Raw genomic sequence first — 19831 nt, forward strand, 5'->3', positions numbered from 1 at the left:
AAATTAAGGAAGTCAAAAATTGTGCGGAATTTTCCCAATTAACAGACTTCTGGCGAAGGGATATCATCAAAGTTGTAATCAATCGCATAACTCTAGTGATATTGAAAGAGGGGGAAAAGTATGAATAAGAAGCGTTCTTTTAAACTAATGACCGCAGCATTGGCCGCAAGTCTATTAGGGACATCGAGTATCCCGTTTAATGTGATGGCTGAAACTCAGCCTGTGATCAAACAAGTGAAAAATGCAGAAGAAGTGCTGATGAATCTAACAGATGAACAACGAAAGGCCCTTAAACAAATAGAAGCACAGCCCGATTTTACAATCGCTCCGAACATAAATACAGAAAGTGAAGGCATGGTAGACATCATCGTTGAATTCAAGCAGGCTCCAGCCAAGGTCGAAGTGATGAAGCAGGCGGCAAAGGGACTCCGCACCTCTGCAAAGGATGCCTCGTTAAAAGTGGAAAAAGCGCATAGTGCATTTAAACAAAGTGTTGACTCTCTTAAAAACAAGAAGAGTGCCAGCCCTGAATTAAAAGAAGTGAAAGTCACGAGGGAATACCGCTCTGCAATCGTCGGTGTCGCAATGACGATACCTGGAAACGAGATTGAGAGTTTGCTGGATTCAGGAGTGGTGAAGCGCGTTTGGAAGGATGAAACGGTAGAGCTTGATCTGCCTGATATGGAAGAAACGGCAACAGAATCGAAAATGATGGATAGTATCCCACAAATCAATGTGGACAAGCTTCATGCTGAAAATGTAACCGGAACTGGTATCAAAGTAGGGGTACTCGACACAGGGATCGATTATAACCACCCTGATTTGAAGGGGTCTTATAGAGGCGGGTATGATTTCGTTGATAACGATGAGGACCCTATGGAAACAACCTACGAAGACTGGAAAAACTCCGGACTGCCTGAAATCAACCCCAATTCAGGTTCTGCTTATTATACAGAGCACGGGACACACGTATCAGGAACGATTGCCGGAAGCCCAAGTAACGAAGTTGATTATGCCGTAAAAGGAGTAGCGCCAGACGTAGAACTTTATGGCTATCGTGTGCTTGGACCCTATGGATCTGGAGCGACAGCAGGGATTCTTGCAGGGATCGATAAAGCAGTAAGTGATGGAATGGATGTCATCAACCTTTCATTGGGCGCGTCAACGAACAATCCATTATATCCAACTTCCGTAGCAGTCAACAACGCCATGCTGTCCGGAGTCGTAGCAGTAGTGGCGGCCGGGAACAGTGGTCCGAGTGAAGGGACACTTGGAGCGCCAGGAGCAGCTGCGCTTGGTATTACGGTCGGGGCAAGTGATTTTGCGATGGAAATCCCTTCCTTCCAATCCATAACTGTAGATGGGGAAACATTTGAAGATGTTTTATTATTCGGGAAGAACTTCTCCGATGATTTATCCGCTCTTCAAGGTCAATCCAAACAAGTGGTCTTTGCCGGACTTGGTTATGAAGCTGATTTCAAAGGGAAAGACTTAACGGGCAAAATCGCGCTGATTCAACGCGGGGAGATCACATTCGTTGATAAAATGAAGCATGCAAAAGCTGCAGGGGCAGAAGCGGTCATCATCTACAATAATGTAGACGGAAACATTCCCGCTTATTTAGGGGAAGGGGCAGAATATATCCCGACGTTCCGGATGACAAAAGCGGATGGAGAGCGTTTGAAAGGATTGGGAGACAACGCGAAACTTACATACGGAAACCTGGAAAGCTCCCGAACAGAGGGTGACAACTTGGCTGGATTCAGTTCCAGGGGACCTGTCGCCGGAAGCTATGATATCAAACCGGACGTTGTAGCACCAGGGGTAGCCATCTTCTCGATGATTCCTGAATATATCAACAGTCCGGAAGATGGGATCGACTATTCTTCATCATATGCCCGACTGCAGGGAACATCGATGGCAACCCCGCATGTGGCAGGTGTAGCGGCCTTGATGCTTCAACAGCATGCTGGTGAAGAGGGATATGATGCATTTGATGTAAAAGCAGCGCTGATGAATACTGCAGAAGACTTGAACGGTGACGTCTCCGTATTCGAACAAGGGGCAGGTCGCGTTGATGCTTATGATGCGGTGCATGCAGATGTATCCATCAAAGTGATGGATAAAACCATCAATCTTAATGAGCGTGGTGAAGAGGAAGAGATTGATGAAGAGACGGCTAGCATCTCGTTCGGAAGCCACTATAAAGAAGATGATGGAATCAAAGCAGACAGCAGCATGATCATCGAGAACAACGGTGAGGAAGAAAAGTCATTCCAGGTAGAAGTCGAATACCATGGTGAACGTCCGGGTATCAAGGATTCAGCCGAAAACGGTATTGTTTTAGACGTACCAACGAGTGTAGCGGTCTCCGCTGGAGGAACGAAACAACTTTCCCCAGCAATCACGGTTCCGGAAGATGCAGAAGAAGGGCGATATGAAGGATATATTCACCTGAAAAATGCAAGTGATGCGAGTGAAACGTATCAGGTTCCGTTTGCCATCCGAGTCACAGGAAAAGGGTTCGACTATCTTGAAACAGACCGGCCGGCACTAGCAAATAATACACCTAAGTGGCAGTACTACAATCCGTTCATCTCAGCAGCCTTTCAAATGAAAAACCCGCTGACGAGGATAGATGTAGTAATGAAAGATGGACAATCAGGTGATGCTATCGGATTCATTGCTTCCCTGAGACAAGCGAATGCAATGGCTGACTTCAGATATTACATTCCTGGTGTTTTTGCTGGAGTCGTTTATCCATTTACAAATGATGAACAAAATCCGATTTCCGAGCAGTACGTTGATCTGCCTGAAGGGGACTATGAAATGGAGTTCATCGGGTATGATGAAGAAGGAAAAACGTATACGATCGACACTCCTGTCATCGTTGATAATACAAAACCAGAAGTGGAATTTGATAAAGCTCCTGGTGTGTATGAAATCAATGAAGAAATGTACACAGAAGAGTTTGGAAAGAAAGCATTCTGGATCCACGGGAATGTGCAGGATGAAACAGTGGGCGTTCTGCAATCAAAAGGAATGGATTATGATCAATCTTCGAACAAATTCTTGATAGCAACCGGCTTCCGTGAGTACTTTAATTGTTGTTTTCCACCAGCGGATTCTAAAGGGGATACTGAGTTTGGAATAGAGCCTTCAGATATTGCAGACGAACCATTAAAGTTAAGCCTGGCAGCTACTGATATTGCAGCAAACGTTAATTACCAAAGATATATCTTCCTTCAAGAAGGCACGGAGTATCTAACGTCCGATTACAACAAGAAAGAAGTCGGGTTAGGTGATACTGTGACCATGACGCTGAGCTTGAATAACGTAAAAAATCTTATGTCAGGAGAGTACACGATTCAGTATAAAGGGGAAATGTACTCATTCGAATCGGCAAAGCTGAATGATGAATTTAAAGCCTATGCAGAAGAAAACGAACTTCAAGCAACTCTTAAAGATCCTGTTGTAAGCGGCACTGGATATTACCAGAACGTAACGGTGGGTGCTACCTTGAATGGGGAAGGGTACGCTGGTTTAAGTGGTGACATGTCTTTAATGGACGTTACGTTCAAAATCACTAAAGATGACTGGTTTTATGGATCTGACAAACTTGATGTCACAAAGTCAAGCTACTGGAAGGCTGGTGAAGATAAGGCTGTAACTCTTCCATATTACAGCACTTCATCCTATGATTTCTTGTCCAAACATTCAAGAGTGGAAGGCAACATTAAACCGGAAGCATTTTTGCAGAAAAGTTTTAGTGGCAATCTATTTTTACCAAACGGTGTAGCTCAAAAGATCGGAGCGAAGGTATACGCCTTATCACCGGATGGTCAAAAATATGAAGGCAGCATCGCTTCTAATGGTAAATACACCATCTACGGTGTTCCGGCTTCGCGTGAAACATACAATGTCGTAGTGGAAATCCCAGGACATTTAAAGACCTATACGCCATTCATACCTGGATTTGAATTGAAGGGTGAAGACTATGGAAGGTTCATTTTAGCAGGAACCAAAATCAGTCTTGCTGGAGATGTGAACAGTGACAGCTTGATCGATATCAAGGATGTCCGTGACATCGTTGAGTACTATGGTAAAGAGAACCCTGAAATCCCGACTTTCGACGTGAATCAAGATGGTGTCGTCAACGAGACGGACGTCCGATTCATCGAAAAGAACTTCTTGACCAAAGGACCGGATGCACCTAAAGGGAAATCACCAAAGGAAACAAACGGGAAAAAAGATCTGACCCATTACTTAAATGAAATGGGATTGGAACCAACTGAATAAGAAGCAGGAGAAAGAATCGTCAATGGGCGGTTCTTTCTTTTTATTGAAGAATCGAACCGTGAAATTGGGAAAGTTTTAAAGGACTAAAGTCATGCTTCGTGGTGAGTGACAGAAACGTATGACATGGACATAGTCCATTCATCTTCCTGTAAAACGCCATTTCCTCCATTGGAAGGAAGGCTGGGAAGGGTAATTTTAATAGGTGAATAGTCCTTTAGTGAAGGGTGTCGAAGCTAGTTATTAACCCAATTTTGTAAGGAGTGTCTCTTGGTATAATAGTCGTAGATACAACGATTGCGATTTCATTCGTGGAGGTCAAACAAAATGAATACCGGAACACTCATCAAGTATTGTCGAATCTTCAGGGGGATGACCCAAAAAGACATCAGCGAAGGGATCTGCACCCCTGGGCATATTAGCAGGATCGAAAGTGGAGAACATGTTGTCTCGAACGAAATGATCATGAAAGTCGGAAAAAAACTGAAGATGGATATTGAAACGATGCAGCGTTCCTACCGGAAATGGCAGATGGAGCTAGAGTTATGGCTCGATGTCATGGTCAAGGAAATCACTGGGGAAATCGAATTGTTAAGAGAAATCATCGAGCAGAATCAGTTGATCCAGATTGAAACGATTAACGGAACGTACAAGCTGTTAAAGGCAAGATATTGGATCATGAAAGGGAATTTGCCGGAAGCAGAATCCTATCTCAAGCAATTTCTGAATAAGCGAATCGCTTTCTACATGTCAAGTTTTGATTATCAATTGTATTACCATGTAAGGGGGATGCTTGAACTCTCGAAAGGGAATTCAAGGAAAGCGTTGGAGTGGCTCGGGAAAATCGATGAGGAAGAATACCCCATTAAGGAATACTACCTTCATCTTTCATATGCCTATCACGAAAGCAACAAGAATGATCTCGCATCCCAATCGATAGAAATCTCCTTGAACTATTTTCAGGAAACAAATAATTTTAGCCGGATGATGGATGCGTCCATTTTACAATTGCAAGCAGAAGGGAAGCAGGGAAACCAAGATCTTGCGACAGTGGAGAAGAAATATGACCGTTTGTTGCAGCGCTGTGAACAACTTCAGGATGACAAACGAAAAGCGATGCTCTATATCAATCTTGGAGAAGAGTATGCATTCTATGAAGAGTATCAACTGGCAGAAGACTCGTACATCAAGTCCTATCAATTATTAAAGGCGAATCCCGATTCCGTTGATTATCTTGAAAGCATATTAGGGGTAGTAGAAAGTTCCATTCTACTAGATGAACATCGGGAGAAAGAGCGTAATCTCGGCATGGTGAATGAAGGGATTTATTTTGCAGAGAAAATAAGGGATGCGTATCGACTTACCCTTTTGAGGATGGTAAAGCGACGGTTGACGGAAGGAGAGTATGCCTACATACAATTCATCAAAGACATCGTCATCCCACTGCTGACAAAAGAGGGAAGGTACGCTGAAAGCGACAAGTATATGAAAGAAGTATCGAATTATATGAAAACCAATGGCTGTCCGGCACCGAAAATGGCAGTGTACTAAAAAGGAGGGAAAGAAGTTGGATAATCCGGATCGTTTACTCAATACGTTTGATGAAATCGTCTTCAGTGATTTCAAGATGCCGATCATTTGTATATATCGCAGTCCTGAAGACTACAAAGGGATGTATGTAGCGAGGATCTTCAATGTGGAGACACCGACTTATCACATCTTGATGAGGCCGACATTGGAGGCAATCAGAAGCGAAATTCCTGAAAGATTTTCAAGGGTTCCAAATTCCGGGCAAGAGGACTTACGAATCGTAGAAACGTGGATTTGAGTATGTGAGAAACGCTCTTTCTTATTGAAAGAGCGTTTTTGTTCATCTTGATACTTACGGATTTAATCAAGGCGTTGGGAGGTTTCTTTAGGGAGAGCATGAAAGGATTGTTCAAATCTTATCCCTTGCAAGTCTGAAACGATTTATTCATCAAACGATTAACTTGTCCAGAATGATATCAGGAAAGAATATACCTATTTGGACAATTTGTTAAAAATCAATAATACTCTTCGGTTGTCCTCATATAATGATAATGACATCATTTATCTAAAGGGGTAATGAGTGTGATTATAGAAGATCTTTTTCAAGGCAAGAACCCTCCAACGAATGAAGAAGTATTGGCAAAACTTATGGAATCGATCGTGGATGAAGAGATGGCTCTCTCTAACCTGATTTCATCTGAAGCCGATAAAATCAATGCTTTTGTTGGAAAAGGCTTAGACTTCCCGACATCCCCTACAAACCAAGAGATCGTGTCCTTTAATCAATCTACACATCGAGTCATGGAGTCCATTTCAATGAAGGAATGGCTGCTTCTAAAAAAACTTGAAACCGTCTTGCTTTTATTGGAAAAGTTCAAGCTTGAACATAAACATAAAGATAGGTCAGATTCATTTAGAGATGGGGAATAAATTCGAGGGTGTGTAAAGAATGGATGAAAAGTTACAAAACAAATATGAGAAGACGTTTAAAAAAAAAAGCAGTCCCTCCAAGATTATGAAAACGCGATCAATAAATTAGTAAGTACATTTGAACAGAAAAGGTTCAATGAAAGTAAAGGGAATTTAAGGGGGGTTCACAGTGCGGAAATGATGAAAGAAACCCTATATGAATTGCACACTCTACAATTAAAGAAATTACAACAATTATCCCTCCACGATTCGTTTCGATCCGTTTATTTGCAACGGCTTTATCATTCATTGAATAACTCCCGATCAAAGACGACTATCAAAGAGAATAATGGCAATATGTTTTTCTATAAAAGAACGTTGAGATAATCATAATGAATGATGAGAAGATAAGATACTCCCCACAAGACAGGAAATGAAATTTGTCATTGCCTACATGTGGGGAGTTTATGTGTATTTATGACTGCTTTGAGGAGTTGTTCTTATGTTTCCGATCATGATGATAATCTGGTATTTCCAATACGTCCTCCAACTTGAACTGCAAAAGCATTTCCTGCTTAATGACGGATCTTAACATCCTTTCGGCACTTCTGTTTGCATCGAGTAGTTCATCAAAACAAGTTGCCAATTGGATCGCTTTTTGTAACTTTTCTCCCTCAGCATTAAGTATATGAGATAAGCCGATTTCTTCTAGTGCAATGGAAGCCAATAATAAGTTAATGACATCTCTCCGCTTTAATTCAATATCCGGTTTTATATCCGGTATGTTAGGCATTGACATGAAAAATCCACCTCCTGTTTTTTCATGTTAAGTATATGTAACCGATGGTACGTCCTAATACAAATTTTCTGTTTAGATTGTTTTATAGTATTTGGATTGTCATTAGTCAGAGAAGTGATATAAAGTTACTAGAATAGCAATATACACTATATCTATTAGCCTTTTTTTATGTAAACGGACAAGATTGGGCAATTATACCTTTCATATTATCTTTCATCTCATAGAATAAATACAAATACTTGAAAAGAGGTGAAAATAAATGAGTTTTCCAAATATCCCTAATGTCACACCGACCATTGATTTGTCGAGAGAAGATGTGATCAATCTATTATTAGCATCGATTGCGTTCGAAGAGCTCGGGCTTGCGCATATTATCAATGCGGAAGCGGAAAAAATACAAGCTGTTGTCGGGACATTACCTGGTACAGATTTGGCAGCAGAAAATCTAGTAGAGTTATTAGCTACGAATGAGAGTGTGAACAAAGTATTAAAGACAGCGTTAAAAACACAGATGCTGCTTCAATTTAAATTAGAAGATGTATCAGATTTAATAACCGAAACGACCACATCGACTACATCCACCACAACATCGACAACGACTACTACAACATCCACAACAACAGAAACCACAACATCAACAACAGAAACTACAACATCATCGACAACAGAAACCACAACAACATCGACAACAGAAACCACAACAACATCGACGACAGAAACTACTACAACTTCAACGACTACTACTACCTCTACAACAACGACCGAGACGACGACAACAACGACTACGGAAACTACTACTTCTACAACAGAAACTACGACAACAACCACATCACAGCAATTGATCTTTGAAAACACAGCAGCAGCCGTCGGAACGTTCAACAATGAATTCTATTCAGACACTGACAATGCGTTCTTCAATAGTACAGTGGTTCCAGCGATTTCAGGATATAACTTAAATAATGCACAATTAGCGCCTGGTTCAACTGATATTGTCATTGGAGGAGTGAATTTAGGTGAACTTCCAAACTACTTGTTCCTCTTCGCAGATGGACGAAATGATGCAAACTGGCAAGGTGCCACGAAAGGTTTCGTAGGTGATGTAGCTGTTGACGGTATACAAGCAGATGAGAGGACATCAGGTGGTGTGCCTTATGCGGGTACCATCTTTACAAATGATGTCACGTTAGATGCATGGCAAGGAATAGTCGATCAAAATGATCCGCCGGAAGTTGTGCCTGCTCAAGCATTTGGTTCAACCGGCAATGTCGGGTTAATTAACGGTTTAGAGACGGATCTAGTAACGGCGTTTCAACAAATTAATGCGCTTCCTGCTTCACCGGGCTACGCAAGTGTTGCATCGACGTCACTTGATGGCCTCAACACCCAAAATAATATAGATGAGGTCTTTGTCATCAATATCACTTCAGGATTTACCGTTTCCAGTACCATTAATATTACGGGAGATCCGGGTGATGTGTTCATTCTTCGTTGGGATACCGATGCTAATCCACTGAATGGTTACCAGGGACAAGTAAAGTTCCAAAGTGGAGGTGCCATCATTCCACAAGGAGGACTGACTCCTTCAAACTTTATTCATGTTGCTGGCGATATTAACTCTTCTGGTGGCGGTACAACCCCATTACCACCATACCCGCAAGGCCCTCGCTTTGATGATGGTAATGGTGCGCTGATTCAAGGGGGGAGCGATTTTAGTGGTGGAGGCTACTTTACAGGGTATTGGTTGACAACAGGAGCTCCTTCGATCGCTGGTCCTGGTGGTCTATTGATCGGCGCTACACAGCCATTGAGTAATGGAATATTTGTTGGTGGTTGGTACACGCTTACGACTGATTTCAGCATGACTTCTGGTACAAGTGGAGTTTATGTCTCGCCAACCCCTGAAACGTTAGGAACCCCATCCATCACGATTGTGAAGGAAGTATCAACCGATGGGGGAGTTACATGGAATGACGCGAATATTCCTGTCGGTCCATTCCTTAACCCCGGAGATAAACCTTGGTTCAGATACACTGTCACAAACAATGGTGATGTACCTTTAGAGAATGTCACGATTGCGGATAATGAAGTTGGACCAATAGGAAATATACCTCTTCTGAATCCAGGAGGAGTGTACCAATTTATTGCAGAAGGGTTTTAAGTAGAATATTGATTTAATGCCCTCTGAGATAAACGAAAAAAGGATGTCGATGACATCCTTTTTTTGTTTTTTACTAGCAATTCATTCAGCAAGCCACCTAATCTCTTAACATTGGTTCCAACTGATGATGCCAAACCCATTCAGGAGAAAACCGTTGCCTGGCGATCGTTTTAGCATGCAGGACAGGGTTTCCCCTCATCATACTGATGATTTTTGTTGCGTGCTCCTCATAATAAGCCTGTTCTGAAGGTTTATAATGTTCCTTTGTATTAAATCCGAAATTTCGGGCATCCCATCTCATGAAATATCCATTCAATTTTTTTCCTAATTCCTCGAGGGCAGGGACTGCTTCATTCAGTACGAGCAAGTTTCCTTTACTGGCAGCTTCTAGCACCGTAAGGCCAAATGACTCGGAAAATGACGGACAGATGAATAGATTTGATAGAGATAATAGATCCAAGACCCCTCTTCTTGGAAAGCCATGTTTGAATCCGAGATCCGAGGTGAACGCCATATCACGATAGTCAAGACCACTTCTGCATCCCTCAAATTGAATCAACGTTTTGTACTTTTCGGAATCAATATCCCTTGATGGGAAATCGCAGAATAGTACTTTCACATCTTGTTCGCTTGCTTTCTTGATGGCTCCGCATAGTGCAGCAACTTTTTCGAACTTCTTTCCCGTGGTTAACCGACCGGGATATACGACGAAAATGTCGGACGATAAGAAATCAAAGTCTTTTATGACTGTATGAACCTCTTCGCTTATGAATGCGGTCAAGTTCAGGCTATTACTTACAACTCTGCATTTGCCTTCGGGTACATTGTATTGTTTAGCAAGCGCAGTAATTCCTGATTGGGTGGGGTAAACGTAGGTGGTATTGGGCATAGGGCTATATCGAGCGGAAAATGGCCACTCCACTTTAAGAGGACGGTTTGCCGGTGCTGAATGAGTAAAAGCGATGAACTTACAGTGAGGAAGTTGTTCCTGAGCTTTCCGTATGGCAACGTTATGGACCAAATGCCAACCTTGGAAATGAATATCATGCATGATACAGACATCCACATCTGCTAATTTCTTAACAAAATCTGCCGCTATAACGTCTGCTTCTTGAAAGAATGTCTCATGAACTTCTCCCTCGGGGCTAGAGTAATCCCCCCAGTGAATGATCTCACCATCCATCTCATTGACTATTTTCACCCATTCTATCCTATCATCCAGGAATACTCCGTATTTATCACGTTCCGGACAGTGTTGACTTACTAACAGTTTGACTTCGATTTCATTATCAAGAAGCATCTTTAATTGTTCGGCAACAATATTAACTAGTGAATAAGTGCTTCCTAACCCATTAAACATGGTCAGTAATGCTACTTTCATTAAGGTTCCTCCATTCTTGGATACTTATTGTATTATATTCCGCGCACCGATAAATGATGGCCTAATTATTTTACCGAGATGCCCATAGAATAAATATGCGAACTTAATATACTACAGTATAGAGAATCGAAAGGTGGGAAAGATTTTGCATGAAATTCAATTAACATTGTGCATGATCGTTAAAAATGAGGAAGAATCTATCGCTCGTTGTTTAGAAAGTGTAAAGGATATAGTAGATGAAATGATCATCGTTGATACAGGTTCTTCAGATCGAACAGTCGAAATATGTGAAGCATACGATGCAAAGGTTCTTGCATATGAATGGAACGGCAGCTTCGCAGAAGCCAGGAACCATGGAATCAAACAGGCTTCAGGGGATTGGATCATCTGGCTGGATGCTGATGAGGAGTTAGAACAAATAGATAAAAAGGAACTTAAAGGATGCATAGATGACCAAAACTATGACGCTTTAAATGTACGTTTAATCAATTACCATGGAGATACCATCGATGAGAATAATACGAGCGAAATTGCTCATACGAGACTGTTCAAGAATAGCGGCATCCTTTTTGTGAATAAGATGCATGAACGTTTAGATCTTACTAGTATTCCTAAGGATCGGGTGGGTTACTTGGGTATCAACGTCTATCATTATGGTTATCTCAATTCCGTAATAGAAAAAAAAGAAAAAGCGAAACGGAATATAAGCATGCTGGAGGCCCAAATCGACAGTGGGGAAAATGTTTACTGGGCTCACTATTACCTAGCCTTGGAACATTATAACGGGAAGCAATACAATGAAGCTCTAGAGCGTACTAACTTATCAATACTATCCTTCCTTCAGAATAAGACGCTACCCCCATCCATGGTATATAAATTGAAGTATTCCATCTTAATCGCAATGGGTAGGTTCGACCTTGCTTTGCATGGAATTGATAAAGCCATCAGGATGTATCCTGATTATGTAGATTTAACCTTTCTCAAAGGTATCATTTTATACCATCTTGAAAGCTATGAAGCTTCCATTCAGTGCTTTCATGAATGTATAAAGATGGGGGAAGACAATGTGGCTCATTTGATTCTAAAAGGAGCCGGCTCTTTTAGAGCATGGTATTATATCGGTCTTTGTGAACGGGAGTCCGGTCAAAAGGAAGATGCCATGTTGTCCATGATGAAGTCTTTATGTGTTGCGCCTCACTATAAAGATGCAATGGAGAACCTCGCAGATATGATCGATACTTGTGACCAAAGGGAAATCGATACCACCATTCGAAAGCTTCATCCAGAGGAACAACAGATAATTAATAGAGTAATCGGAGAGTTTGATGAAAAATAGGTCATAGTAAGGGCGACAAAAGTAGGTGCCTGTCTAAACATCCCCTTGTCGCCTTGAATATAGTATTTAATATAAACAGAAAGGAGTTGAAATGAATGTCTTTTCCTAATATCCCCAATGTAACACCTTCCATTGATATCGATCGTGAAGATGTCATTAATTTATTGTTGGCTTCTATTGCATTTGAAGAGCTTGGACTTGCCCATATCATCAATGCTGAAGCTGAAAAGATTCAAGCTGTGATTGGTACATTACCGACTACTCAGGTTCGTGCCACTACGATTGATGAGTTATTGGAAGTGAATGATTCTGTGAACAGTACGTTGAAAACGGCATTGAAGACACAGATGTTACTGCAATTCAAACTAGAAGACGTGTTGGAAATTCCAGAAACGCCTATTATTCCAATTCCATAAAGATGAAAATAATTGGAAAAGATAGGACATTGCTGTTCAGCAATGTCCTATTGGCGTTTTTAGGAGATATTGCCCCTTGGTGAAATCAGGGGGGGAAATTGGGGATTCGCCTAGAACTTATCGTGATTTTTGGAATATGGTACATAGAATAAACAAAAGGGAGTTGAAATGAATGTCTTTTCCTAATATCCCCAATGTAACACCTTCCATTGATATCGATCGTGAAGATGTCATTAATCTATTGTTAGCTTCAATCGCGTTTGAAGAGCTTGGTTTAGCCCATATCATTAATGCCGAGGCTGAAAAAATCCAAGCGGTCCTGGGTACTTTACCGGGTTCAGGAGTGGTGGCAAAAAATATCTGTGATCTAATGGATGTGAACGATTCCGTTAACAAAACGTTAAAGACTGCACTGAAAACACAAATGTTACTGCAATTCAAACTAGAAGATGTATTGGATATACCGCCATCACAAAATTCTTAATATAGCGTGGAGAGTTCGAAAAGGGCATTTCTTCTAAAGGAACTGTCCTTTTTTTCATGATTGATCAACAACCTAGTGCCTTTTTATAATCATTTGGGACATGTCCTATACATTATTAAATTCCATGCATAGTATAGTATAAATTGTTTTCTTGGAGAAGAAGGGGGCACCGTAATGTTTAAGGATATGATCATACTCGTTACTGGAGCGACGGGTTCATGGGGATATGAACTAGTGAGGCAATTGTTACGTTTCGATCCCAAAGAAGTACGCCTGTTCTCAAGGAATGAATACGCTCAAGTAAAGATGAAAAGACTCTTTCAACATCAACAACAAAAACTTACATTCACCATTGGGGATGTTCGGGATTATCACTCACTTTTAGAAGCGTGCAAGGATGTCGACTATGTGTTCCACCTGGCTGCGTTAAAAAGTGTGCCGATTTGTGAAGAGCAGCCTTTAGAAGCGCTTAAGACCAATGTAACGGGAACCGAAAACGTCATTCGAGCCAGTATGACGCAAGGGGTAAAAAAAGTAATAGATGTTTCAAGTGATAAAGCAGTAAGTCCTAATAATTTGTACGGGATGACGAAAGCAATCGGAGAAAAATTAATAGTATCCGCGAATCAATCCTCGAGTGGCACAAAATTCGTCTGTATACGTGGTGGTAATGTGTTAGGGACAAATGGAAGTGTTGTGCCTTTCTTTAAAGAGTTGATAGAAAACGGAAAAGATATCCCGATTACATCAAAAGAAATGACAAGGTTTTTCCTGACCATTGAAGATGCGATTCAATTACTGTTCACTGCTGCAATGGATTCCATCGGTGGTGAAACATTTGTGATGAAAATGAAGGCCTGTAAGATTGTAGACCTTGCAGAGGTCATGATCGACAGTCTTTCAAAAGAGTCTCTATCCCTAGTAGATGTCGGTATTCGTCCAGGAGAGAAAATAAATGAAGTCCTCATATCTGAACATGAGTCCTCCACTAGCTATGAATATAGCCAAGATTATTACATCATTCTCCCAGCAAATGCTTCAGAGCCACTCCAACATAAATACAGTCATCTCCCAAAGGTGAAAATTCAAAAATATGAATCCAACTTGGACTTAATGAACAAAGCAGAAATAAAGGAATTACTTCTTAAAGGAGGATTCTTGTCATGAAGATTTTGGTGCTTGGCGGGAGGGGGATGGCTGGTCATTTAATTCTCCATTACTTAAAGGGAAATCCACTGTATGAACTGTTTTTTACCACACGTCAACAAAGTGATGAAAAAAACGCGTTTGCGTTAGATGTAACTGAAGATGATGAAACGTACCAACTATTAAATGAAATCAGACCAGATATCGTGATCAATGCTGTTGGAATCTTAAATGAAGATGCAAGTATCAGACTGGAAGAATCGATCTATATAAATGGTTTGTTACCTCACAAATTAGCGAATTACGGGAATGAACTGGGGTACAAGCTGCTTCACATCAGTACCGATTGTGTCTTCTCAGGACAAGCCGGTAACTACACTGAGGATGATCTTAAAGATGGACTTTCAATCTATGCCATGACAAAAAATTTAGGGGAAGTAACTGGTGATCAACATGTCACGATCAGAACTTCGATCATCGGACCTGAATTGAAGGAGGATGGCATCGGGCTCTTTAACTGGTTCATGACTCAAACTGGAACAGTCCAGGGTTTTGACAATGCATTTTGGAACGGTGTCACAACGCTTGAACTGGCAAAAGCAATTGATTGGATCATCCAACGTGATATGAGTGGATTGCTTCATTTGGCCAGTGAAAGGAAGGTATCCAAATATGATTTGCTCATGATGGTGAAGGACGTGTTTGACAAAAAGGATGTCAAAATTGTCCGAAGATCTGTCCAAAGGGTCGATAAGTCCCTTGTGAATACTCGGAGTGACTTCAAGTACATGGTCCCCGATTATCATGACATGCTCATGGAGCTTAACCAATGGATGAAAGAGCACAAGCGTCTTTACACTGCATATTCTCAAGGTTGAAAAATCGCAACATCAATAGAAATGGAATAAAGAAAGGGGTTCATTATGAAAGTCTTATTATTCACACCTTCGTACCAAAGACCGTACATGCTTCGTCAGTGCATGCTTAATACGAAGAATCAGTCTTATACAGATCTAACCCACTCTATAGGGATTATGTATGACAACGAATCTGACATCGCTAACTACGAGGCATTATTTGAAGACATCATCGATCAACGATTTGTCGTCCAATACCATAAAAATTCAAGCACCCATACGAATGCCATCACGACCATCTCACAATGTCCATCATCATATGATCTTTACGTTAAAATGGATGATGATGACATCTACAAAAAAGATTATGTCAAAACAATCGTTGATTACTTCCAAGGGAATCAGTGTGACATCCTTAGTTCATACGCAGGATATCAACTGAATAATCATTTCATGTCAAAAGGTAAATACGGGAGTCTAGGTGGTGATTTTCCAGGACATCATTTCCTGATGCCGGGGACGCTTGCTTTTAGCCGTAAAGCGTATGAAATCCTACTGAACATCCAAGATAATACCAATATTGATGATATTCAGTGGAGAGAGGCATGGTCTAAGAACGGATTAAAAGACCATAATGTTGATAACGCAAATAACTTTATCTGGCATATACATGGAAGGAACCTTTCAGTTGCGAATTGGTTTCGTTCAAAGTGATGCTAACCTTCCCTTTCTAAAAGGATATAAATGGTTTTGAAGGAACATTTTTATCTTACACCCTCAAAAAGACCTCCTACGTTCGAATGATATAGGGTTGAAGACATTTTAACGATCACATTGGGGGATGTAAAATTGACTGCAATCACAATGAAACGAAAACACAGAATAGCAGACGCTCGTAAACAGAAAGCCAGGTCGAGAAATAAAAAGATCGTCGCGGCAACCGCAGCCGGCACGATCACCGCACTCCTTCTCGCCAACGGAAAAGCCGGCGCGTGCAGTACAGAATACACAGTCAAGAAGAATGATACATTATATAGCTTGGCAAAAAAATATGAAGTGACGGTCGAGCAATTGATGGAAGCAAACGCCTTGGCATCCGATAAGATCATGGCCGGACAGCAATTGCTTGTTCCAGACAAACCCAATCATAATGAACTATTTTCCTATACGGTCAAAAGAGGGGACACCCTTTACAGTCTTGCTAAACAACACGGGATGACAGTCGAGGAAATCACGTATCTTAATAAAAAGGCCAGCGATCAAATCAAGATTGGTGAGGATCTATCCTTGCCAGCAGGACAATCATCCAGTGAAGTGGGTGAGTTTTATACGGTCTTGCCGGGCGACACGCTCTGGGGGATCTCTCATCGCTATGGGCTCAAGCCTGAATCAGTCGCCAAAGCCAATGGACTGCAACTGGATATGGTCTTGATCGGACAGAACTTATTCATACCAGGAGAGGCAGAAGTATCACAGGCTGCCATCATCGGAGCGGTGGACAGTTTTTCGGTTGAATTCAAAGATGACAAAGAGGAATTTGTCTTGAAGGTCCCTTATGGAACAGCTGAATCGTATCAGAAGAAATCAGGACAGTTGGTGACAGTCATCCATAAGAATGGGGCCGTCATTTCAGTCAACTAAATGGAAAAGCGCATTTCATTGAGGAAGTGCGCTTTTTCTATTAGTGGAACAGGGCGATTTTTTCCTGATCAGCCAGCCGAAAAACATTGCTTACTCCCCCATAAATTGATAGAATCTCGAATGGTAGTACTCAAATCGAACAAGAGGGGTAGAGACATGACAACGGCTACTAAAGGCTACAGAGTAGAAAAAGATTTCCTCGGGCAAAAAGAAGTGCCTGAGCATGTATATTATGGAATCCAGACGCTCAGGGCAGTCGAGAACTTCCCTGTGACGGGTTATAAAATTCATAAAGAAATGATCGATGCACTGGCGGTCGTCAAGAAAGCGGCAGCACTTGCGAATATGGAAACAACGCGTCTTTATGATGGAATCGGACAGGCGATCGTGAAGGCCTGTGACGAAATCCTTGAAGGGAAGCTGCATGACTATTTCATCGTAGACCCGATCCAGGGAGGCGCGGGGACATCGATCAACATGAACGCGAACGAAGTCATCGCCAATCGTGCCCTGGAGCTGCTTTCCCATGAGAAGGGTGAGTACGGGAAAGTCAGCCCGAACAGCCACGTGAATATGGCGCAATCGACCAATGACGTCTTCCCGACGGTCATCCACATTTCAACCCTGAAATTGTTGGACAAGCTTTTGGTCACAATGGAAGATATGCTGAGTGTTTTCAGAAAGAAAGCACAGGAATTTGATCACGTCATCAAAATGGGACGCACCCACCTTCAGGACGCTGTACCGATCAGACTGGGTCAGGAATTTGAAGCATACAGCCGTGTGGTTGAGCGTGACATCAAGCGGATCGGCCGCACACGTGAGCACCTGTATGAAGTGAACATGGGAGCGACGGCAGTAGGGACCGGATTGAATGCAGACCCTGCTTATATAGAAAGTGTCGTGAAGCATCTGGCTGAAATCAGCGGGTTGCCTCTCACGGGAGCGGAGCACCTTGTCGATGCGACCCAGAATACGGATGCATACACAGAGGTTTCTTCTACTTTGAAGGTATGCATGACCAATATGTCCAAGATCGCAAATGATTTGCGCTTGATGGCATCTGGGCCACGTGCCGGACTGGGCGAGATTTCGCTTCCCGCAAGACAGCCTGGTTCATCCATCATGCCTGGTAAAGTGAATCCGGTCATGCCTGAACTGATCAACCAGGTCGCATTCCAGGTCATCGGGAACGACCAGACCATTTCACTTGCATCAGAAGCAGGACAGCTTGAACTGAACGTCATGGAGCCCGTGCTCGTCTTCAATCTCCTGCAATCCATCAGCATCATGAACAACGCCTTCAGAAGCTTCACCGATAACTGCCTGAGCGGAATCGAAGCGAACGAAGACCGCATGAAGGAATATGTGGAGAAGAGCGTCGGCATCATCACGGCCGTCAATCCGCACCTTGGTTATGAAGTCGTATCAAGGATTGCACGCGAAGCGATTTTGAAAGGAAAATCAGTAAGGGAACTTTGTCTCGAATATGATGTCCTGACAGAAGAGGAACTTGACTTGATTTTGAATCCGTTTGAAATGACGAACCCGGGGATTGCCGGGAAATTGCTGTTCGACCGTGAATAAAAATAAGAGCCCTGTCATTGCCGCTTGGGATGACAGGGCTCTTTTATCAATCTTTTATAATCGGATGACCAGGTAATCCCCATTGGTCATTTGAACAACGTCCGCTTTCATCCCTTTTGCGATATCGACGGTCATCTGTTTCAATGCTTCTTTGTCATCGCTGTATAATAGCAGCGGGCCACCGCTTATGACCCTGTCGCGGTCCGAGGTCAAGTATGCGAGTATTTGATAAGGAGGCTTCATGGAGCTTTCCCTTCCCATAGATTCTCACCCTTTCAAATTGGTTTGCATGACCGCATGCGATTTTTTGGTGCTTTCAAGCAAAGGACACTTTTTCACCGATTCAATGAAAGCATCGATATCACGTTTGATCGGGACAAGCGCGATCATGACCCGTCCTTCCTCATAGTCCTTCCGCGTGAACTGATACCGCTTCACGCCCAAGGCCCGGCATGCTTCGAACAGTGCAGCCTGTCGCTGACCAAAATTGTCCAGGTTGATCCTGAAATGGTTCTCATTCGGATAAATGACGACAGCCATTCCTTCCTCAGAGAATAGCTTTTCCGCGTTATCAGTTCCAAGAAGATTACTGACATACATCCCATCCACAAAGAGGGAAGAGTCCTTGACTTCCACTTTTCCTTCCTTTACTTCGGCTATATCCCCGATCGTCTTTCCTTTTGTAAATCTTTTCAAATAGTAAAAAAGAGCAAAGCCGATCAGTGCACCTCCGGCCAAGCAAACATAAAGGTTTCCGATCTTGAGGGGATTATGTAGGAACGAAATGCTGATCGATGTCGTGAGTGAGACGATGAAGGCGATATAATTCCTGGATTCAAACGTTTTAGCGATCCCATCGATGTATGCCTTTCCCCTGACTGTGTATTCTGTTTCTTCCAAGTCACTTAAACTTTCCTTCTCCATCTTCCTCACATCCCTGAATTGCTGGATGGCCAATGTAAGAAAGGTCACGGCCACGAAATTTTTTGATAATAAGGCGGGAATGGCGACTGCTCCGAGTGAAGCAGCGACAAAGCCTGTGATCAGGTGGATGAGAAGGCCGTTCGGGTAACTTGGATATTGCCGGAAATCTTCCTTGATGGTCAAAATCCTGGCAAGTGTTCCAATCAGGATCGCGCTGGAAATCGAAAATAATTCATACGAACTCAGTGAAGCTGTCTCCATTGAGTAAATCACCTCAGCTTTACAGTGAATATCCCCTTTAGTATGAGAAGGGAATGATTGGATTATTCCGTTTGACATCCACCCCGTCTTTTTTTATCATTTATAT

General features: G+C 42.2%; 17 protein-coding genes. 13 read left to right on the top strand and 4 right to left on the bottom strand.

The window, feature by feature from the left end; translation table 11 throughout:
* Nucleotides 1–120: 120 nt before the first annotated feature.
* The 4 genes from LCM10_RS10525 (at nucleotide 121) to LCM10_RS10540 (ending at nucleotide 6756) form a co-directional block, all read left to right on the top strand.
* The gene (locus LCM10_RS10525; RefSeq protein WP_224876218.1) at nucleotides 121–4299 is read left to right on the top strand and encodes a S8 family serine peptidase; all 4179 of its coding nucleotides are present in this window, start codon (nucleotides 121–123) and stop codon (nucleotides 4297–4299) included.
* 324 nt (nucleotides 4300–4623) lie between these two features.
* Nucleotides 4624–5847, top strand: a complete 1224-nt coding sequence (locus tag LCM10_RS10530; protein WP_224876219.1) for a helix-turn-helix domain-containing protein — start codon at nucleotides 4624–4626, stop codon at nucleotides 5845–5847.
* Between the two features lie 16 nt (nucleotides 5848–5863).
* Nucleotides 5864–6124 (top strand): hypothetical protein, encoded by a 261-nt coding sequence (locus LCM10_RS10535; RefSeq protein ID WP_224876220.1) that lies wholly within the window; start codon nucleotides 5864–5866, stop codon nucleotides 6122–6124.
* Nucleotides 6125–6408: 284 nt separating this feature from the next.
* Complete coding sequence (locus LCM10_RS10540; RefSeq protein ID WP_412103386.1) at nucleotides 6409–6756, top strand: hypothetical protein; 348 nt, start codon at nucleotides 6409–6411, stop codon at nucleotides 6754–6756.
* 454 nt (nucleotides 6757–7210) lie between these two features.
* On the opposite strand, the gene LCM10_RS10545 is transcribed toward LCM10_RS10540, so the two are convergent.
* Nucleotides 7211–7534 carry a hypothetical protein gene (locus LCM10_RS10545; RefSeq protein WP_224876222.1) on the bottom strand — a complete coding sequence of 108 codons (324 nt, stop codon included), beginning with the start codon at nucleotides 7532–7534 and terminating at the stop codon, nucleotides 7211–7213.
* 259 nt (nucleotides 7535–7793) lie between these two features.
* Between LCM10_RS10545 and LCM10_RS10550 the strand changes: the two genes are divergently transcribed.
* Nucleotides 7794–9692, top strand: a complete 1899-nt coding sequence (locus tag LCM10_RS10550) for a hypothetical protein (protein ID WP_224876223.1) — start codon at nucleotides 7794–7796, stop codon at nucleotides 9690–9692.
* A 97-nt stretch (nucleotides 9693–9789) separates the two neighbouring features.
* On the opposite strand, the gene LCM10_RS10555 is transcribed toward LCM10_RS10550, so the two are convergent.
* Entirely contained in the window at nucleotides 9790–11073 is a 1284-nt protein-coding gene (locus tag LCM10_RS10555; protein ID WP_224876224.1) for a glycosyltransferase, read from the bottom strand.
* A gap of 145 nt (nucleotides 11074–11218) precedes the next feature.
* Here LCM10_RS10555 and LCM10_RS10560 point away from each other — a divergent pair, with 145 nt between their 5' ends.
* The 8 genes from LCM10_RS10560 (at nucleotide 11219) to aspA (ending at nucleotide 18540) form a co-directional block, all read left to right on the top strand.
* A complete protein-coding gene (locus LCM10_RS10560; RefSeq protein ID WP_224876225.1) occupies nucleotides 11219–12409 on the top strand; it encodes a glycosyltransferase in 1191 nt (396 codons plus the stop codon).
* Between the two features lie 95 nt (nucleotides 12410–12504).
* Nucleotides 12505–12825 (top strand): hypothetical protein, encoded by a 321-nt coding sequence (locus LCM10_RS10565; RefSeq protein ID WP_224876226.1) that lies wholly within the window; start codon nucleotides 12505–12507, stop codon nucleotides 12823–12825.
* 172 nt (nucleotides 12826–12997) lie between these two features.
* The gene (locus tag LCM10_RS10570) at nucleotides 12998–13309 is read left to right on the top strand and encodes a hypothetical protein (protein ID WP_224876227.1); all 312 of its coding nucleotides are present in this window, start codon (nucleotides 12998–13000) and stop codon (nucleotides 13307–13309) included.
* Nucleotides 13310–13483: 174 nt separating this feature from the next.
* Nucleotides 13484–14476 (top strand): polysaccharide biosynthesis protein, encoded by a 993-nt coding sequence (locus LCM10_RS10575; protein ID WP_224876228.1) that lies wholly within the window; start codon nucleotides 13484–13486, stop codon nucleotides 14474–14476.
* Nucleotides 14473–15333: a dTDP-4-dehydrorhamnose reductase family protein gene (locus tag LCM10_RS10580; protein ID WP_224876229.1), complete on the top strand. Its 861-nt coding sequence runs from the start codon at nucleotides 14473–14475 to the stop codon at nucleotides 15331–15333. Before LCM10_RS10575 ends, LCM10_RS10580 begins: the two co-directional genes overlap by 4 nt.
* Before the next feature lie 45 nt (nucleotides 15334–15378).
* Nucleotides 15379–16026, top strand: a complete 648-nt coding sequence (locus tag LCM10_RS10585) for a glycosyltransferase (protein ID WP_224876230.1) — start codon at nucleotides 15379–15381, stop codon at nucleotides 16024–16026.
* A gap of 135 nt (nucleotides 16027–16161) precedes the next feature.
* A complete protein-coding gene (locus tag LCM10_RS10590) occupies nucleotides 16162–16953 on the top strand; it encodes a LysM peptidoglycan-binding domain-containing protein (RefSeq protein ID WP_224876231.1) in 792 nt (263 codons plus the stop codon).
* A gap of 156 nt (nucleotides 16954–17109) precedes the next feature.
* Nucleotides 17110–18540, top strand: coding sequence for an aspartate ammonia-lyase (gene aspA / locus LCM10_RS10595; protein WP_224876232.1), 1431 nt, complete (start codon nucleotides 17110–17112; stop codon nucleotides 18538–18540).
* 54 nt (nucleotides 18541–18594) lie between these two features.
* On the opposite strand, the gene LCM10_RS10600 is transcribed toward aspA, so the two are convergent.
* Nucleotides 18595–18801, bottom strand: coding sequence for a capping complex subunit for YIEGIA (locus LCM10_RS10600; protein ID WP_224876233.1), 207 nt, complete (start codon nucleotides 18799–18801; stop codon nucleotides 18595–18597).
* Between the two features lie 6 nt (nucleotides 18802–18807).
* Nucleotides 18808–19725 (bottom strand): YIEGIA family protein, encoded by a 918-nt coding sequence (locus LCM10_RS10605; protein WP_224876234.1) that lies wholly within the window; start codon nucleotides 19723–19725, stop codon nucleotides 18808–18810.
* Nucleotides 19726–19831 lie beyond the last annotated feature (106 nt).

The sequence above is a fragment of the Rossellomorea aquimaris genome (assembly GCF_020171925.1).
GTDB classification, from domain to species: Bacteria; Bacillota; Bacilli; order Bacillales; family Bacillaceae_B; genus Rossellomorea; species Rossellomorea aquimaris_F.

Excerpts from the sequence above, each read along its gene's own strand:
- LCM10_RS10525 (WP_224876218.1), top strand. The coding sequence starts at position 121 with ATGAATAAGAAGCGTTCTTTTAAACTAATGACCGCAGCATTGGCCGCA.
- LCM10_RS10580 (WP_224876229.1), top strand. The coding sequence starts at position 14,473 with ATGAAGATTTTGGTGCTTGGCGGGAGGGGGATGGCTGGTCATTTAATT.
- LCM10_RS10550 (WP_224876223.1), top strand. The coding sequence starts at position 7,794 with ATGAGTTTTCCAAATATCCCTAATGTCACACCGACCATTGATTTGTCG.
- LCM10_RS10605 (WP_224876234.1), bottom strand. The coding sequence starts at position 19,725 with ATGGAGACAGCTTCACTGAGTTCGTATGAATTATTTTCGATTTCCAGC.
- LCM10_RS10600 (WP_224876233.1), bottom strand. The coding sequence starts at position 18,801 with ATGGGAAGGGAAAGCTCCATGAAGCCTCCTTATCAAATACTCGCATAC.
- LCM10_RS10555 (WP_224876224.1), bottom strand. The coding sequence starts at position 11,073 with ATGAAAGTAGCATTACTGACCATGTTTAATGGGTTAGGAAGCACTTAT.
- LCM10_RS10545 (WP_224876222.1), bottom strand. The coding sequence starts at position 7,534 with ATGTCAATGCCTAACATACCGGATATAAAACCGGATATTGAATTAAAG.
- LCM10_RS10570 (WP_224876227.1), top strand. The coding sequence starts at position 12,998 with ATGTCTTTTCCTAATATCCCCAATGTAACACCTTCCATTGATATCGAT.
- LCM10_RS10530 (WP_224876219.1), top strand. The coding sequence starts at position 4,624 with ATGAATACCGGAACACTCATCAAGTATTGTCGAATCTTCAGGGGGATG.
- LCM10_RS10585 (WP_224876230.1), top strand. The coding sequence starts at position 15,379 with ATGAAAGTCTTATTATTCACACCTTCGTACCAAAGACCGTACATGCTT.
- LCM10_RS10565 (WP_224876226.1), top strand. The coding sequence starts at position 12,505 with ATGTCTTTTCCTAATATCCCCAATGTAACACCTTCCATTGATATCGAT.
- aspA (WP_224876232.1), top strand. The coding sequence starts at position 17,110 with ATGACAACGGCTACTAAAGGCTACAGAGTAGAAAAAGATTTCCTCGGG.
- LCM10_RS10575 (WP_224876228.1), top strand. The coding sequence starts at position 13,484 with ATGTTTAAGGATATGATCATACTCGTTACTGGAGCGACGGGTTCATGG.